Origin of the sequence: Kurthia populi (assembly GCF_042686175.1) — a bacterium.
Classification (GTDB): Bacteria; Bacillota; Bacilli; order Bacillales_A; family Planococcaceae; genus Kurthia; species Kurthia populi.
Genome location: NZ_JBHUOR010000033.1, coordinates 1 through 15,000, shown reverse-complemented (window position 1 = coordinate 15,000; position 15,000 = coordinate 1). Strand labels below are relative to the sequence as shown.

The following is a 15,000-nucleotide window of genomic DNA, read 5'->3' as shown; positions in this document are numbered from 1 at the left end:
GTCAATTTGTGACGATATACCAGGACTGAAAATTCCATTTAATTCCTTTTTTTAAATGTATTTAAAATCATAATTGTGAAAATAAAAATATTGAATCATAATTATTTTATCACTATAACACAATTTATAAGGAGGACTTTAGAATTATTCGTTCGAAATTTCTAGTTTCATTAAGTGCGACAGCCGCACTGTTCTGTGCATTATCAACAACTGCTGATGCCAAAACAACAGCAAAGAACGTACCTGTACAATTTTTAGGGATTAATGACCTAAACGGATACATTGATAGCACGTATACAAATAGTGCAGGAAAAACAATTGGTGGCATGGCTTCTCTTGCTTACAATTTATCAAAAGAAAAACAAGCATTTGCGAAAACAAATAACTTAAAATCAGCCAATACAAACTCAATTTCTGTACATACAGGTGATATTTTAGGTGGTGGCCCTGCCATTTCTAGCTTGCTTCAAGATCATCCAACCATTTCGATTTTAAATGCGATGAATTTCCAACTTGGTGTCATTGGGAATCATGAATTAAATGACGGTTTAGACGAATTTTTACGCGTGATTCAAGGAAAAAAAGCCACATATGATACACCAAATTATGATCTTGTAAGTCGTTATAAAATTGAAAAAAGTAACACAACGCTTTTAGCGGCAAATGTCGTCAATAAAAAGTCGAAAAAAACGATTTCTGGCTTTAAACCATATGAAATTAAAACGATTAATGGTGTAAAAGTTGGTTTTATCGGCGTTGTTGACCCATATGTACAGCAATTAATTATGCCGACACATACGAAAAATCTTAGCTTCACAGATCCTGCAAAGGCCATTGCGAAATACGATAAGGTACTACGTAAAAAAGGTGTAAAGGCCATTGTTGTCTTAGCTCATGCTGGCGCTGAAAATACAGGTACATCGAATCAAACAATCGAAACACAAGCAGCGAAGCCAAACAAAGCACAAGTTGGCGGTTCTGTCACACAAATCATTGATAAATTAGATAAAATCGCACCAAATCATTCTGTTGATATTGTCTTTGGTGGACATAGTCATTCATTCGCTAATGGTCTTTATGGTAAAAAGAATATTCGCGTTGTCGAATCATTCGATTATGGTAAATCATACAATGTCGCAACAGGTAAAATTAGCACGACAACAAATGATTTCGTGAAAACGCCAGCAGCTACTGTAAAATACAATTACACGCGCTCAAATACAGTAATTAATAAAAATAGTGTCGTAAAAAATGTGAATCGCATCGTGCAAAATGCCGCTCAATTAACAGCGACTGTGACACGCGCTCAAATTGCGACACTTGATGCAGAGCGTTTATCAAGCGTCCGTATAGCTAAAATTGGAGGCTCAGCTGTCGGTAATTTAGTAGCAGACTCACAGCTTGCCCTAATGAAAAATTTAGAACGTCATGTCGATTTTGCATTCACAAACTCTGGTGGTGTACGTGACGATTTAGTCGCAACAGTAAAAGATGGGCGAAACATCATTACATGGGAAGCTGCGCAAAAGGTTCAACCATTCTCGAACTTCCTATACACTGGACATTAACAGGGGCTCAAATCACTCAAGTGTTAAATGAGCAATTCTCAGGCGGTCGTGGCTTAGAAGTAGCCGGTCTACACTATACGTACAACGACAAAGAAATCGTTGATGTTTTTGTCGGCGATAAATCAAGCTCAGAAAAAATTGTTGCGAATAAATCGTATACTGTCGTGTTAAATAATTATTTAACAGGCGGTGGCGATAACTTTCCAACATTTACAAAGCTTAAGAACAGTGAAATTATTGGCATCGATACTGATACATTTATCAACTATTTAAAAGCAATGAAAATGTGCCAACAGCCTATACACCGCGTAGCGTTCAAGTTGAAAAATAGCGTTCTTTCATGTTAAGAAAAAGCAGAAACCTCGTAGTGACACGGTTTCTGCTTTTTTCATATTACGTTTTTATCAAACAGTTTCTTTCTTTTAAAATATGGACATTCTACAGCTACATACCTTCAAAACAATGATTCAAATGATAGAATTTCTTTTTTTCTGTAAATCATCATTTAACAGCACAGAAGTTTTGCTATAATTATAAACGGTATTCTTTTACCGAATTCCTATAGGAGGGGTTGCAATGAAACTCACCCGACTTATCGTACCATGTGTACTAGCGACTGCATTGCTTCAAGGCTGTGCCTCTAGTTCATCAACAAAAGAAACGTCAACAGAAGATAACAAGACGACTTCGAATGCCGCAACGACTTCTACGAAAGATACGAATGCTTCTTTAAAAAATAATAATGTAGCGAATCCAACAGCCTTTTTAACAGAAACTGTAGCAGCAGCGAAAAAAGGCCAGCTTCCAAATGTGCCATTTACAGTTGGTCAAACAACGTATACACAAGTGGAAGAACAATGGAGAAAACCAAACTTATCTTTTTTAAATACAGCAAATTATGTACAATACCGTGTAGCAAAGAAAGAACAAATTGCTTATGGGGTGGGTATTGGACGCGGCCATATTTTATATGAATTACGTGCATTTGTAGCAGATGATGGTAAAACACCATTATCAAGTATTTCTTTTAAGGCGATTAAAAAGCAATTAGGTCAGCCATCTATTAAAACAAAGCTAGGACCAGACCGTATTTGGAGCTATGCAGCAGGTAATTTCATGTTGAAATTCACCGGCTCAACTAAGGACCATACGTTACATCATATTTCTGTCTACAGTAAAGTTTATGATGATTCGAAGCAATAAAATAATACTTAGACACCATCTAAGTATGAAAAAGCAGGAACGCGCCAATCGCTTCCTGCTTTTTGTATTGTTTCAAAAAAAAAGAGACCGGCGCAAGGCCAGCCTCTTTTTCCGCTTGAAGATGATTGATTCATAGTTAGAATTTGGGGAGTTCATAACGGAATGCAAATATTCATCATTGAAGGGATTCAAGCGATTGAGTATAGGTGAGTTGAAGTATCTATACTTATCTCTCACAATAAAGTTTAAAAAACAGCCCTTCACACAGAAGCAGCTGCCATCTACAAAATAATCTGTAGCCAACATCTTCCTATCCTCGTAGGTAAACTAGATGCTTTTGCATACGGCAGGTCTCCTGGCTCATACCTCTCGTCTTCTCGCCCTTCCCGCTAAAAAGCAGTGGTTATGCAAGTTTGACCGGTATTTACAGTTGCGGGACAGCGTTTGACTTTCACAAACTTCCCTTTTAAGTAAAATCACTTTGAAGATTTTACACCGCGTGCTGCATATTCGATTTACATTTGTAAGTATACCAAACGTTTACTGATTTCGCAATATTATAATAATTTCTCAATCGCCTTTTTTAACGATTCTGGTTTATCTTTTGACGCAAAGCGCTCGACAACCTTCCCTTCACGGTCAACTAAAAATTTCGTGAAGTTCCATTTTACACTTTCGCTACCTAAAAAGCCTTTAGCGGACGATGTCATAAATTTAAATACCGGCTCCGCGTGCTCCCCGTTCACATCTGTTAGTTCATGCATTGGAAATGTCACGCCGTAGTCACGGCGACAAGCAGCAGCCGCTTCCTGCCCACTGTCTAGCTCCTGCTTAAATTGATTTGACGGAAAACCTAATACGACAAAGCCTTGATCCTTGTACTCTTCATAGAGTTTTTCTAAGCCATCAAATTGTGGTGTGAAGCCGCATTTTGTTGCGGTGTTCACCACTAAAACAACCTGTCCTTTGTATTTCTCAAGTGAATACTGTTCCCCGTTTTCAAGTGTCGCGTTAAAATCATATAAATTTGTCATCAATTCATCCTCCTATTTCGCTAATACTGTTCGTTTTAAATAGCTTGCAACGCGTTCGTAATCTGGATAAATGGTGGATTCATTAATTTCAATTACGTCCAACCATTCCTGTAAATCTGCCTTGACGTCTGACGGTAGAATATACCGAACTTTAATACCATTTTTCGCTTCCTCTAATAGCACTTCTAGCATATCGATTAGACGTGGATTTAAAATATCCTCATAAACTGCTAAAAAGGCTTCAATCGAGCGCACATCATCATTTTCATTTGAAGTACGATAGCGAATTTCCTCGATTTTACGCTCACATTCATTGCGCTCTAATAAGCCGTTAATAATAAAGGCCCCGTGCTGCCGAACGATGCGCGTATTATTTTGAATCGGACGTACGACTAAAATATCAAGCATATCCATCGGGTTAATATTTGATGTATAATTAACGCCCTTTTTACTCATTTCATGGACAAGCTTATGCACCGATGCGTGGCTATTAAAGTCCTCAATCATCGTATCTCGCACTGCTAAAACACTTTTTCGCTTCGAGCTCATTCCATTTACTAAAAAATCATCAATGACTTTGTTGAGGCTCGTCAAAATACATTTAATCGCATGTACTTTGATTTTATTTTTGTCATTGTACGATAGCAGTGGCAGCGTTGCGAGCATTTCAGCCTTATCGCTATCATAATACTCAATACCCCGCTCTTCCTCCGCAAACACTAAAAATTCTCCATCCATGTCAGGTTCCATCTCTGTAGCAAAAAATAATGCGATTAACGGGCTACTCGTTAAATCGAGTAAACGCGTCGGTAATGAGTAATGTTGCATCGATGCAAGCACCTCAAGTCCTCGACTATACTGTGACAATTCCTCTGAGCATTTAATATGCAAATCACGATACATTTTTTCTTCCGACTCTAGCCATTTCTGCTTCCTATAAATACTTGGTGCTAAGCTATAGTTCGAATCACTATGTCCACGGTACATGAAATGATATTCATCAACCTCATACTCATCATACTGACGTGATTCATCAAATAACCGGCTATAAAACGGTGTAATATGCTGTAGCTTCACGAAGATTTCATTTTGATCGTCATCACTATCTAAAATATTACGCAGTGTATGACTTGATTCAAATTCGCCGAGATGATTTAAAATCCACTCTGATTCTTTGCGGTACGCCCTCAGCTGCCATTCATTCGCCTCTTCATGTAAAATCCGCCCATCATATTGCTGCTGCTTCCGATTTTGATTAATAAGCATTTTATTAAAGGCACTCTCATCTTCAATAAACTCAAGCTGATACATCATCGCATTGTACATATAAAGCTTCTTGTGATGCGTGGTCGTGCGGAAAATCATAAATTGAAATACTTTTTTCAAGCGCTGCATAAAGTGACTTTTCAGTGCACGGTTGTCCTGCTCAAAGGCATTTAAGTCGCGGTCTAACTCAATTAGTCGCGATTTTAAATTACGAATGCTTTTTGAAATATCATTAATTTTCCGATTTAAGGAAGACCGTTTTCGACGCGATAGTTCTAGCTTATCATGCAATTCCTTTTGCGCGAGCTCCTCTGAAAGAATCGCCTGGTCATCTAATGCCTCTTGCTGCTGTATTTCTAAATTAAAACGTTGTAGCATCCGTTCATTCATCCGGTCTAGTGCTTGCTGCTGCTTCGCAATCGTTGTTGATAGCGTCGCATATTCCTGCCTACGCTCTGTGTATAATGCAAATAATTCACGTTGCTTCGTATTGTTATCTGAAATCAGTTGTCGCTGTCCTTCTCGCTCGCGCAAATACACTTCATAGTCCGTTTTAAGTAAGGTAACCGCTTCTAATAAGCGTTCAAAATATAGTTTACTAATCCGTTCGCCACTCTTTGTAAAACGTGATTCAATCCACGCTTTCATCTCCTCAATGGAGGTAGCATCTAGGCCATGTGTGCGTAAATAATCATCGACGCACACGTAATTATTCATATCGAGAAAGCTACCAATATGTTCAAAGTATTTTTCAGTATTCATGTAAACGCCTCCTCGCCCTCATTATATAACGATTGCGTTTTTCATACTTCTAAAAACTATTATTTTGTTGCCCACTTGTGAAATCGACAAATAACTGCGCCGAGGCGGTCAACACACCGCCACGTTTCCACGCAAGGCCAATATCACGTGTACAGTCCATATCTGTTATGGTAAAGCGGTGAATAGGTAATGCCTCTAGCCCAGAGTAATACGGTAAAATACTAATGCCAAGATCCGAGGAAATAAGCCCCGCAACCGTCGGCACATCCGTCCCTTGGAACACCATTGTTGGCATAAAGCCCGCTTCACGACACCACTTTACAAATTGCTGTTGCATCAGCTGCTCATCCTTAAACCCCACAAAGTCATACGCCGCAAGCTGTGCTAGTGGCCACGCACCTGACATAGCGAGCTCATGCGCATTTGCACAATAACCATACAATTGCTCACGCTTTAGCGGCACCCAATTTTCCGCGTCAAATGTGTGACTAAAATTAGTAATAAGGCATAAATCAATGTCTCCGCGCTCCAATAAATCAAGCGCCTCCTTCGAGCTACACTGCACTAAATCAAAACTCACTGCCGGATAGACTTGTCGAAAATCACGTAAAATTGTCGGTAGAAGCGTTGTACCAATCGATTGTAAAAATGCTAAACGCACCGTCCCTGTCGATGGATTTTTCATTCCTTGTAGTTGTTTCCTTCCTTGCTCTAGCTCCTTTAAGGCACGCTCGACATACGGTAGAAAAGCTCGCCCGTAGCTACTACTGTCAATCGAGCGTCCCGTACGATTAAATAATGGCACCTCTAGTTCGTCTTCTAGCTTATGAATGGCCTTCGTCAATGCTGGCTGTGATACATGCAGTCGCTCCGCTGCCTTGCCATAATGTTTTAATTCCGCTATTTCTTTAAAATAGCGTAGTTGATGCATCTCCATTTCGAGCTCTCCTTTATTAACTAAAAGTTATTAATTTAATAATAACTAAGTATTAGACGTTATGAAAGTGTGGGCGTATCATAAAGAACAAGGAGCTGGCATTATGACATCAAACATCATGTGGGGCATGCTTATCGGTAGCATGGTCACATTCGCAAATTTATATGGTCCACAAACATTTATTCAGCATTTTACAAACGATTTTCACTTAACATCATCACAGGCAAGTTTGGCGTTGTCGATTTCAACGTTTACGCTCGCCTTTAGTATGTTAATTATGGCCGCCATCTCGAATTCTATCGGCCGCAAAAATATTATGGTCTTTTCATTAATTAGTTCGTCACTACTTTATCTCGTCGTTGGCTTCGCGCCCAATTTCGAAACTTTACTCGGCATTCGCGCCTTGCAAGGCATCGCACTCAGTGGCTTTCCGGCCATCGCCGTTACGTATTTAGCAGAAGAGCTTGCGGCAAAAGAGTTTCCAAAAGTACTTGGCATTTACATTACCGGCAGTGGCTTCGGTGGTTTTTTCGGACGTATTGTGTCTAGTACGATGCTCGATTTAACAAACTGGCATGTCGCCATTTGGACACTCGGCACCCTAACAACGGTCTTATCTATCGTCTTTATGCTTTTAATTGCACCTTCTAAAAACTTTCATAAGACGCGCTTTTCATTCCACAACTGGGGACACGGCTTACTTGAAGCATGTAAAGATGCGAAACTACTGTACTTTTACGGCCTAGGCTTTTTAGCACTTGGTGTATATGTCGCAGTCTTTAACTTCGTCGGCTTCCCGTTAATGGCACATTACGGCCTCAGCCAAACGATTGTTGGCTTCGTCTTTATCTTTCAGCTACTCGGCTCGATTGGTTCGATGACGGTAGGTCGTTTAAGCGGTCGTTTCACACGTGGGCAAATGCTGCGCGTCAGCCTTGTCGTGACCGCGGTTGGTCTCGCCCTTACGATGATGCCCTCACTCATTAGTATGCTAGCTGGGTTATTCATTATTTCATGTGGTTTCTTTGCGTGGCATAATCTTGTCAGTGGCTGGGTTTCAAGTTCTGCAGCACCGGATGTAAAAGCCTATGCATCTTCCCTTTATTTATTGTTTTACTATATCGGCTCGAGTGTCATCGGTACGTTAGGCGGTCACTTCTATGACCTATACGACTGGAACGGCGCCGCCTTATTACTTATCGGCTGTACCGCACTTGCCTTCGTATTCGTCGTACTTATAAAATTACGCATTAAGCATACCGCTGTAGCATAAAAATCTCAGACAACATAAAAAGAAAAAGACACGTTCAAAGATTAAAATCTGCTGAAAAATCGTGTCTTTTTCTTTGTCTCACTCACATGGGTCAGTTCCCATGTATTTGCTTTTTTAACGAATACTAAATTCTACACTAGTGCGGTAAGGTCCTATCATTTTTACAAGGCGATACATCCCCACCGTTAGCGCACCATATGTATGCGCCCAGTTGATGTCTTCGGTAGTATGGCCATGTGCAGGTAATGTAATGGCAAGTAAGATAACCGCAAATGGCCCGGCATCAATCGTGTACCATGTATTCTTTTTAAACACGTCAATTTCATAGCCGACGCCATATACAAGCTCTTCGCTTGTATGATTCATTATTGCTAGTTGGAGTGAATGCGCTGTGACAGAATTTTCTACAAGCTGTAGTGACACCTGCGTTTGCTCGAGTAGTTGCTGCGGCGCTACGGTTAGATTCATATGATTCATTGTCCCTACTACTTAAACAGATGAAAGGGGCATGCTCAGTAGAAAAAATCTTTTTCATGCAAACACACCCCTTTCATTTCATTATAAACAAAAAATCCCATGCGAATGATCGCGTGGGATTTTTTCAAGCATCGATTGAATGAATCGACTTAGTATGTTTTCATGTATTGTTCGCGTTCCCATGGGTGTACATTCGTACGGATTATATCACCCCAAAATATAGCGTACTATATCGTCTTTAAACCCTTATAAAACAGCAAATAAATAATTAGTAATCCATTCCGAAACGATAACAAACTAAAATTTTTTGGTCCATTTTTTGGTCCAACTATTTTACTGGACCAAAATGAGTTTTCCGCTACTTGTCGAGCATTCGTAAAAGAGTGATAAATGTATAGTTGTCATTACTTAGTTTTAGGGATATCACATGTAAGGTGTGTTTTTTATGGAACAAATTATCGTACCACTATCAAACAAATTAATCGCTGTATTAGAGCAAACAAAATTAGATATGCTAAATGGTTGTCGGCATGGCATCGCAAAAGCAATACGTCGTGAAGAACCCGAAAAAATCGCTTATTGGGAAGAAGAAATGGAAGAAATTAAGCAGCTTACTTACGAAGAACTGCATGAGTTATTTATTGATGTTCAGTATCGTAATTTAACTGCTTAACACAAAAAAAAGAGGGTGTGATGCCCTCTTTTCTTATACATATCATATTTATATAGAAGAAACACATAAATTTATTACATACAATACTTAACATCAAAGATAAAATTAAAATATACAAATATTGGAGGTTATGACATGAAAAAATGGTTATTTGCAACAGTAGCCACAAGTGCTCTGCTTTTAGCTGGTTGCGCGGAAACATCTGTTGAGGACGTAACGAAAGATGAAAAGTCATCTGCATCAGATAAAAAAGAAAAAGATGATTCTAATAAGATTTACGGAGTAGGCGATACAGTGAAAATTGATGGTGTTAAAATCACTATAGAAAATGCAGAATTCACACCGCCTGCTGAATATGGCGCACCAGAAAAAGATGAAGTTCTTACGTTAGCGTTAAAAGTTGTAAACACAAATAAAGAATCTGCGTTCATTGATTCGACAGATTTTAAACTATACGACAAAAACGGTGAACAATTCGATAGTTATTTTAGTTATGACGAAATGGAAATCAGTGCAGATCTAAACGCTGGTAAAAATAAAAGCGGAAAACTGTACTATGACGTAACAAAAGAAAGTGCGTATGAGTTAATATATCAACCTGCATTTTCGTGGGACGACAAAGAAGTTAAATGGAAAATTAAAGTTAACTAATAGGAGCGAAAATATAATATGAAGATTTGGGTAGCGGTATTATCAATTTTAGGCGGTCTTGCAGGGCTTGCTAGTGGATTTATGGTGACAGCGTTTGGCGTAGGTTTTAGTGAGGATGCAATGGCCGATAGCGGCGCGGCAGTATTTTGGGTATCATTCTTATCAATTTTCTTCGGATTCTTAGCTTGGAAATTCCCGAAATTCTCTGGTATCGTACTATTGATTTGCGCAATCTACGGATTTATCGCAAATGGATTATTCTTTACTATCGCATTTATTTTCTTATTTATTGCGGGTATCTTATCATTCTTTATCAAAAAGAAGCAAACAGTATCAGCAACGGCGTAGAAGTATTAAGAGTAGGTAAAACAGTGTTTTATACCAATGTAAAAAGGCTGCCAAATGGTAGCCTTTTAATTTTATCTATACGGCTCATGCAACTCTTGCTCTGCTTTTTTACGAGCAGCTATTGCATCGTCTTTGTCTTTAAAGTAGCCTAATTTTTTTGTTTTGTTTTGAAATCCAATATACGCTACCCATTTTTTTCTGTCTTTTAAATATGTTACACCTTTGACACCACTTGTATTCCGAACATGCAATTTACTTTTCAGTGCGGATCTACGTGTCCCGTCTACCGCATCTTTTGCGATGTGCTTAGATGTAGCGTCACTTTTGCTACATCCACAACTTGTGCGTTGTCCAGCTCGCAAAGCCCCTGCTGTTGCAAATGTTGTTTTCCCACAATCGCACTGGCATAGCCAACGCCCAGGTTTATCTTTGGTCCCTGGTGTAAAACTAATAGCTTTCAATTTACCGAATTTTTCTCCTGTTATATCAATTCTGTTGTGACTCATACATATCCTCCTAAACGTGCAAAACCCCTCGCTTGAGGGGTGTGGTGTTTTATTTATATTGGCCTGTCACAATTAATGAATAACTTCGAGCAACGTACAAATTTTTGCTAGCATCTTCGTTGTGTCGAGCTACGCAAACTTGCGGAACTTCATCGCTAATTTCGTAGTTGTTTTCAACTAGATATTGTTTCATAAGTTCAAAAATATCTTCGTGTTTCATTGCATTAAATACGTCATACTTCGCATCTGTTTCTGTCGGGTCTAACGCTCGAATTGGCGACCACACGATGCCGTCATCATCTAAGATTTGAGAGCAAACGATTTGAATCTTGTGCGGTGTTTCGAACTCGATGCGTTCGATACCTACGTCGTTTGGGCCGACATCGTATTTACGTAATCCGTACTGCGATGTAGTTTCAATTTTTGTGTTTTTTAACTCCCGCATATAATCCGGCATTTCCGAAATATTCGCGAAATCTTTAGCTGCACATGTAACTTTTTTTAATTCTTTCATTTGATTTCCCCCTAAGTGTTTGTTTTTTGTGTGTTGTTCTTGCTGTTAAATACATATTATCATCATTTGGAATTTTCGTCAACGAAAAAACGAAATTAATTTAAAATGTATTGTTCTGCAGCTTCTTGTAATTCGCGCATTGTAGTCTTGTTGCAATTATCTGCCATGTGCAGCTTGTTGTAAATCTCCACGACGTCACCTTGATGCTCTGTCCAACTGTTTACGTCAGAATATACATTAGTCCAAACGCTCAAATTGTCGCGATCAAGATAGATGCGCGCAGGTCCTTGCCAATTATTAAACTCACCCACGGCCTTTTTAACGCCTTTTAGCTTAATTTTTGGGCGTATTTTCGTTGGTTGCGGTTGTCCTTTTAAAATGGCCCATTCGCGTCCTAAACGCTTTGCTTCTAAGCGACCTTCTTCACACCAAATTCGAACGTTCTGCGGTGTGACATTCCACTCTTTCGCTAATTCGTCTGCTGTTGTAATTTTATCTAAGATACCCATATTATTTCCTCCTATTATTGTGAGATTGTTGATACAAAGCCGTTTTCGTTATATTCTTCCATGATGCGCTTGATTTCAAATGTTGTTACGTGGTGCTGGGACAGGTCTATTTCAAACGATTCTTTTGTGATTTTGTAAGTATCATTTGAAATTTGCAGAAACCCTTTCCAGCCATTTAAGTTGAAGTAAATTCGCGAAAATCCAACTGGTTTAGTCCAAAGGTTAGCACTGCGGTCGAAATCATTTGAATCGCAATCCATAAAGCGAGTTAACACTTTGACAGTGTCAGCCGAGTGTTCGATTTTAGTTGGAGTTTTGAACTCTGCCCACGCCATTTTTAAGGCTTCTGCAAAGTATTCTTTTGAGCTACCTCCGAATTTGATAACTGCTGTCTTTGCGATTTCCCATGCTTTAATCATTACGTTTTTCATTTGATTTCCCCCTAAGTGTTTGTTTTTTGTGTGTTGTTCTTGCTGTTAAATACATATTATCATCATTTGGAATTTTCGTCAACGAAAAAACGAAATTAATTTAAATTATTTTTGCGCAAATAAAAAAAGCCCCAATCCTCTTATATAAGAAGAAAGGGGCTGATGTTACATATTTTCAATTGATTCCAACCGTTCTCGCCAGTCTTTACGTAGTCGCCAACCCCATCCCTCGTTATAAAATATAGGGCTGACATTGTTTTGACGCATCCATGTGTACATTGCTTTGACGGCCTTATCCTCCGAAAGAAATAGATAGTTATTTTTCACATTACTGCTGTAAGCGGCTTTGCGTGGGCGTTCTGCTAAATCTTCGCATAACTCGTACCAATCGGCTAAATCTTGCGCATTAGGCTTTGATGACATCATATCACTCCTTTTGCAAGGATATAGCCGTTCAATACATAAGTTAAACTTATTATTTTGCTGTGAATTTAACAAACTTGCTTGATGCGGTGATATACGTGCCACTCACTGTCTTGTATTGATAAGCCCCGCCCACGTAAATGCGGTCTGTAACGGTTAATACAGTGCCTTTTGCGACTGTGCCGGTAGCTTTGTTCCAACGTGGACCGTCATAGTAATTTAGCTTATCCAATGTTTTAATCGTGCCTTTTACTTTATCTGCAGCAGTTTCTTTTTTCTTCGATGCAGTTGTTACGGTTTTGCCGCCTAATTTTGCTTTTACAGCGTTTTTGAAGCGTGTCCACTCACTTGATTTACTTACCCAAGGTGCAGGACAGTTTTTACCTGTCACATCGTAATGACGGTATAAATCATCTGTATCTAGCTTGTATGTTTTGCATAGATCCGCAGTAACTTCGACAGCTTGATTAAAAGTAGCTGCCGCAATTGTACCGTCCTTTTCAATGCACATTTCAATGCCAATTGTGCTTAGGTTCGCATTAGCCCCGAGCTTACCAGACGCGCCGCGGTACGCTTTGCCGCCGACATATTTCTGTACGTCATTAGCATGATAGCATACCTCGTTTAGTGGTACGATGCAAAGTGATTCCTTGCTGTCGATGAAGATGTGAGCGCCTGCGTAACGTCCTCCACCGCCATTACCGAAGTATCGACGATGATTGTCTGCACTTGCTCCGGGATTGGCTGTGTAGTGAAGGATGATGCCTTTTGTGCTACCGCGCTTAGCACCTGGGCGAGTGTATTTGTTTACCGTAATGTGTTCGTTTTTAAGCGCCATATTATTTTCCGCCTTTCATTTTATCTTCGATTGCTTTCTTCACTTTGTCTTGGTCAATTTCTTCTAAAATTCCCGGCATGTTCACACCTAATAGCTTCAAGTTTTCAGCGATTGAACCGCCCTCTTTATACACGAATATCGCCAATGTAGCGCCCGATAGGTAGAAGTTCAGTCCTAACGTAATATCAATCACAATCACGAACATAATCGCCACCATCTCGCCAATCCAACGAATTAGCCCCTCACGCATAACGCGTGATTTATAATGTGCTACACCCTTCCATGTCTTTAATAATCCTGTAGCAAAATCCATTGCCTTGAAAATGATGTACACGAGTAAAAGCCCTTGTATTGCTTTTGGGAAGTAAGCAATAAAGGGATGTGCAATGATATGATTTAATGTTTCCATATTCTAATCTCCATTCGTTTATCTATTTTTTGTATATAAAAAGCACACCCGATTTGGATGTGCTTGATGTGTTTATTTGTTTAAAATTTTTAATGCATTTGCAAGGTATACGTCTAGCGGTTTTTCAGATACATGATTAACTCGATGTTCTTTATCGTCAAATGTACTAGAAACTTTATGTCGCCATTCCGTTAACATATGCTCTGGTGATTTGTCGCTAGCAAATTCGTTATTCCCGATATAAGATAGCGCCATGACGGTTTTTACATCTGAATCGTCAAGATTGTTAAGATAGTCCACTAATTCGCTTTTTGCCTTATGCTTAGCTTGTGCATTAGCTAAAATATCATTTGTTTTAGCTTCAGTATGCTTTTCTCTGAATCGTTCGTATAAAGTAATTACATCGTTAATTATACTGACTTCTTTTTCGTTTAAAACACTCACTTCTTCCATCTCCCTTCACCTCAATTATCTCAACTGCGGCAAAGGTTTGGAATCGTAGGTTTCTGCTATTTTTAATAACATCCTTCATTAATCTACTTCATATAAATATTTCACACCTACGTGACCTGTTTTCTCACGAATTTTATCGCAAATTAATCGTACCAATTCTTCTTTTTGTATGTCTTTTGGAACATCAATCTCTACGGATTCTACACTTTCTAATACTTCACCGTTCCTAGCGTATGGATACTTAACATTAAATTCCATATGAACACCCCTTTTACTTATTATCATGGCAAAAGCATGTAATTCATATAATATATTTCTGCTATTTTTAATATACAAATACCAAACCATCTTTATTGGCATTTAATTTTAAGGACCATGCTACCGTTGCGCCATCGACAGTCATTGTATTATCTCCACCACTACTGTTTTCGGCAGCTTCTTTGGCCTGTTTCGCTAAATCATATGCACTTTTAACAGACGCAGCACTTGCAATGTCTGTAGTGGATTCGCTTGTAACGCTGGTAACGATATTTGGTTTATCTGTGATACCAGTCCAACTTGTAGTACCTGCTGGACCCACATCTCCTTTGTCACCCTTTGGACCAGGCGGACCCTGTTCGCCAGCATCGCCTTTCGGTCCTTTTAACGAAGCTAACTGTTCCACGGTAAAATCTGAATAAACAAATGGATCACCTTTATCACCCTTTGCACCTGCAGGACCAGTT

At 39.2% G+C, this 15,000-nt stretch carries 21 protein-coding genes and 1 riboswitch; of the genes, 7 read left to right on the top strand and 14 right to left on the bottom strand.

Features of this window, described 5'->3' with window-relative positions:
• Window positions 1-326 precede the first annotated feature (326 nt).
• From ACFSY7_RS05960 to ACFSY7_RS05950, 3 genes are all read left to right on the top strand, one after another.
• Window positions 327-1,568 carry a 5'-nucleotidase C-terminal domain-containing protein gene (locus ACFSY7_RS05960; protein ID WP_380147208.1) on the top strand — a complete coding sequence of 414 codons (1,242 nt, stop codon included), beginning with the start codon at window positions 327-329 and terminating at the stop codon, window positions 1,566-1,568.
• A gap of 20 nt (window positions 1,569-1,588) precedes the next feature.
• Window positions 1,589-1,915 carry a 5'-nucleotidase C-terminal domain-containing protein gene (locus ACFSY7_RS05955; protein ID WP_380147206.1) on the top strand — a complete coding sequence of 109 codons (327 nt, stop codon included), beginning with the start codon at window positions 1,589-1,591 and terminating at the stop codon, window positions 1,913-1,915.
• 229 nt (window positions 1,916-2,144) lie between these two features.
• Window positions 2,145-2,771, top strand: a complete 627-nt coding sequence (locus tag ACFSY7_RS05950; RefSeq protein ID WP_380147205.1) for a DUF4309 domain-containing protein — start codon at window positions 2,145-2,147, stop codon at window positions 2,769-2,771.
• Window positions 2,772-3,099: 328 nt separating this feature from the next.
• A riboswitch (cobalamin riboswitch) is annotated at window positions 3,100-3,286 on the bottom strand.
• 42 nt (window positions 3,287-3,328) lie between these two features.
• Here ACFSY7_RS05950 and ACFSY7_RS05945 read toward each other — a convergent pair.
• Genes ACFSY7_RS05945 through ACFSY7_RS05935 form a run of 3 tightly spaced genes read right to left on the bottom strand, consistent with a single transcriptional unit; the run spans window position 3,329 to window position 6,770 of the window.
• On the bottom strand, window positions 3,329-3,805 hold the full coding sequence (locus ACFSY7_RS05945) for a glutathione peroxidase (protein ID WP_380147204.1): 477 nt from the start codon (window positions 3,803-3,805) through the stop codon (window positions 3,329-3,331).
• Window positions 3,806-3,817: 12 nt separating this feature from the next.
• The gene (locus ACFSY7_RS05940) at window positions 3,818-5,833 is read right to left on the bottom strand and encodes an FRG domain-containing protein (protein WP_126990703.1); all 2,016 of its coding nucleotides are present in this window, start codon (window positions 5,831-5,833) and stop codon (window positions 3,818-3,820) included.
• 49 nt (window positions 5,834-5,882) lie between these two features.
• Window positions 5,883-6,770 (bottom strand): LysR family transcriptional regulator, encoded by an 888-nt coding sequence (locus ACFSY7_RS05935; protein ID WP_380147203.1) that lies wholly within the window; start codon window positions 6,768-6,770, stop codon window positions 5,883-5,885.
• Window positions 6,771-6,873: 103 nt separating this feature from the next.
• On the opposite strand from ACFSY7_RS05935, the gene ACFSY7_RS05930 reads away from it, so the two are divergent.
• Window positions 6,874-8,043, top strand: coding sequence for an MFS transporter (locus tag ACFSY7_RS05930; protein WP_380147202.1), 1,170 nt, complete (start codon window positions 6,874-6,876; stop codon window positions 8,041-8,043).
• Between the two features lie 114 nt (window positions 8,044-8,157).
• Here ACFSY7_RS05930 and ACFSY7_RS05925 read toward each other — a convergent pair whose 3' ends face one another.
• Window positions 8,158-8,520 (bottom strand): immunoglobulin-like domain-containing protein, encoded by a 363-nt coding sequence (locus ACFSY7_RS05925; protein ID WP_380147200.1) that lies wholly within the window; start codon window positions 8,518-8,520, stop codon window positions 8,158-8,160.
• A gap of 445 nt (window positions 8,521-8,965) precedes the next feature.
• Here ACFSY7_RS05925 and ACFSY7_RS05920 point away from each other — a divergent pair, with 445 nt between their 5' ends.
• From ACFSY7_RS05920 to ACFSY7_RS05910, 3 genes are all read left to right on the top strand, one after another.
• Window positions 8,966-9,193 (top strand): hypothetical protein, encoded by a 228-nt coding sequence (locus ACFSY7_RS05920; RefSeq protein WP_380147199.1) that lies wholly within the window; start codon window positions 8,966-8,968, stop codon window positions 9,191-9,193.
• 135 nt (window positions 9,194-9,328) lie between these two features.
• Window positions 9,329-9,844 (top strand): DUF4352 domain-containing protein, encoded by a 516-nt coding sequence (locus ACFSY7_RS05915; protein ID WP_380147198.1) that lies wholly within the window; start codon window positions 9,329-9,331, stop codon window positions 9,842-9,844.
• Window positions 9,845-9,862: 18 nt separating this feature from the next.
• Window positions 9,863-10,192, top strand: a complete 330-nt coding sequence (locus ACFSY7_RS05910; protein WP_380147197.1) for a hypothetical protein — start codon at window positions 9,863-9,865, stop codon at window positions 10,190-10,192.
• Between the two features lie 71 nt (window positions 10,193-10,263).
• Here the strand turns inward: ACFSY7_RS05910 and ACFSY7_RS05905 are convergent, their stop codons facing one another.
• From ACFSY7_RS05905 to ACFSY7_RS05860, 10 genes are all read right to left on the bottom strand, one after another.
• On the bottom strand, window positions 10,264-10,698 hold the full coding sequence (locus tag ACFSY7_RS05905) for an HNH endonuclease (protein WP_380147196.1): 435 nt from the start codon (window positions 10,696-10,698) through the stop codon (window positions 10,264-10,266).
• Between the two features lie 49 nt (window positions 10,699-10,747).
• Window positions 10,748-11,212, bottom strand: coding sequence for a hypothetical protein (locus ACFSY7_RS05900; RefSeq protein WP_380147195.1), 465 nt, complete (start codon window positions 11,210-11,212; stop codon window positions 10,748-10,750).
• Between the two features lie 95 nt (window positions 11,213-11,307).
• Window positions 11,308-11,721 (bottom strand): hypothetical protein, encoded by a 414-nt coding sequence (locus tag ACFSY7_RS05895; protein ID WP_380147194.1) that lies wholly within the window; start codon window positions 11,719-11,721, stop codon window positions 11,308-11,310.
• A 14-nt stretch (window positions 11,722-11,735) separates the two neighbouring features.
• Entirely contained in the window at window positions 11,736-12,152 is a 417-nt protein-coding gene (locus tag ACFSY7_RS05890; RefSeq protein WP_380147193.1) for a hypothetical protein, read from the bottom strand.
• A 165-nt stretch (window positions 12,153-12,317) separates the two neighbouring features.
• Window positions 12,318-12,575 carry a hypothetical protein gene (locus ACFSY7_RS05885; protein WP_380147192.1) on the bottom strand — a complete coding sequence of 86 codons (258 nt, stop codon included), beginning with the start codon at window positions 12,573-12,575 and terminating at the stop codon, window positions 12,318-12,320.
• 52 nt (window positions 12,576-12,627) lie between these two features.
• Entirely contained in the window at window positions 12,628-13,413 is a 786-nt protein-coding gene (locus ACFSY7_RS05880) for an N-acetylmuramoyl-L-alanine amidase (RefSeq protein WP_380147191.1), read from the bottom strand.
• 1 nt (window position 13,414) lies between these two features.
• Window positions 13,415-13,822, bottom strand: a complete 408-nt coding sequence (locus tag ACFSY7_RS05875; RefSeq protein WP_380147190.1) for a phage holin family protein — start codon at window positions 13,820-13,822, stop codon at window positions 13,415-13,417.
• 72 nt (window positions 13,823-13,894) lie between these two features.
• Window positions 13,895-14,275 (bottom strand): hypothetical protein, encoded by a 381-nt coding sequence (locus ACFSY7_RS05870; RefSeq protein WP_380147189.1) that lies wholly within the window; start codon window positions 14,273-14,275, stop codon window positions 13,895-13,897.
• A gap of 78 nt (window positions 14,276-14,353) precedes the next feature.
• Window positions 14,354-14,533, bottom strand: coding sequence for a hypothetical protein (locus ACFSY7_RS05865; RefSeq protein ID WP_380147188.1), 180 nt, complete (start codon window positions 14,531-14,533; stop codon window positions 14,354-14,356).
• Window positions 14,534-14,600: 67 nt separating this feature from the next.
• On the bottom strand, window positions 14,601-15,000 hold a 400-nt coding region (locus tag ACFSY7_RS05860; protein WP_380147187.1), incomplete at its 5' end, for a collagen-like triple helix repeat-containing protein.

Bases quoted from the DNA above. Each gene is read 5' to 3' on its own strand.
- ACFSY7_RS05900 (WP_380147195.1), bottom strand. From the start codon at position 11,212: ATGAAAGAATTAAAAAAAGTTACATGTGCAGCTAAAGATTTCGCGAAT.
- ACFSY7_RS05865 (WP_380147188.1), bottom strand. From the start codon at position 14,533: ATGGAATTTAATGTTAAGTATCCATACGCTAGGAACGGTGAAGTATTA.
- ACFSY7_RS05925 (WP_380147200.1), bottom strand. From the start codon at position 8,520: ATGAATCATATGAATCTAACCGTAGCGCCGCAGCAACTACTCGAGCAA.
- ACFSY7_RS05885 (WP_380147192.1), bottom strand. From the start codon at position 12,575: ATGTCATCAAAGCCTAATGCGCAAGATTTAGCCGATTGGTACGAGTTA.
- ACFSY7_RS05950 (WP_380147205.1), top strand. From the start codon at position 2,145: ATGAAACTCACCCGACTTATCGTACCATGTGTACTAGCGACTGCATTG.
- ACFSY7_RS05890 (WP_380147193.1), bottom strand. From the start codon at position 12,152: ATGAAAAACGTAATGATTAAAGCATGGGAAATCGCAAAGACAGCAGTT.
- ACFSY7_RS05945 (WP_380147204.1), bottom strand. From the start codon at position 3,805: ATGACAAATTTATATGATTTTAACGCGACACTTGAAAACGGGGAACAG.
- ACFSY7_RS05870 (WP_380147189.1), bottom strand. From the start codon at position 14,275: ATGGAAGAAGTGAGTGTTTTAAACGAAAAAGAAGTCAGTATAATTAAC.
- ACFSY7_RS05910 (WP_380147197.1), top strand. From the start codon at position 9,863: ATGAAGATTTGGGTAGCGGTATTATCAATTTTAGGCGGTCTTGCAGGG.
- ACFSY7_RS05875 (WP_380147190.1), bottom strand. From the start codon at position 13,822: ATGGAAACATTAAATCATATCATTGCACATCCCTTTATTGCTTACTTC.
- ACFSY7_RS05915 (WP_380147198.1), top strand. From the start codon at position 9,329: ATGAAAAAATGGTTATTTGCAACAGTAGCCACAAGTGCTCTGCTTTTA.
- ACFSY7_RS05905 (WP_380147196.1), bottom strand. From the start codon at position 10,698: ATGAGTCACAACAGAATTGATATAACAGGAGAAAAATTCGGTAAATTG.
- ACFSY7_RS05940 (WP_126990703.1), bottom strand. From the start codon at position 5,833: ATGAATACTGAAAAATACTTTGAACATATTGGTAGCTTTCTCGATATG.
- ACFSY7_RS05930 (WP_380147202.1), top strand. From the start codon at position 6,874: ATGACATCAAACATCATGTGGGGCATGCTTATCGGTAGCATGGTCACA.
- ACFSY7_RS05960 (WP_380147208.1), top strand. From the start codon at position 327: ATGGCTTCTCTTGCTTACAATTTATCAAAAGAAAAACAAGCATTTGCG.
- ACFSY7_RS05895 (WP_380147194.1), bottom strand. From the start codon at position 11,721: ATGGGTATCTTAGATAAAATTACAACAGCAGACGAATTAGCGAAAGAG.
- ACFSY7_RS05935 (WP_380147203.1), bottom strand. From the start codon at position 6,770: ATGGAGATGCATCAACTACGCTATTTTAAAGAAATAGCGGAATTAAAA.
- ACFSY7_RS05880 (WP_380147191.1), bottom strand. From the start codon at position 13,413: ATGGCGCTTAAAAACGAACACATTACGGTAAACAAATACACTCGCCCA.
- ACFSY7_RS05920 (WP_380147199.1), top strand. From the start codon at position 8,966: ATGGAACAAATTATCGTACCACTATCAAACAAATTAATCGCTGTATTA.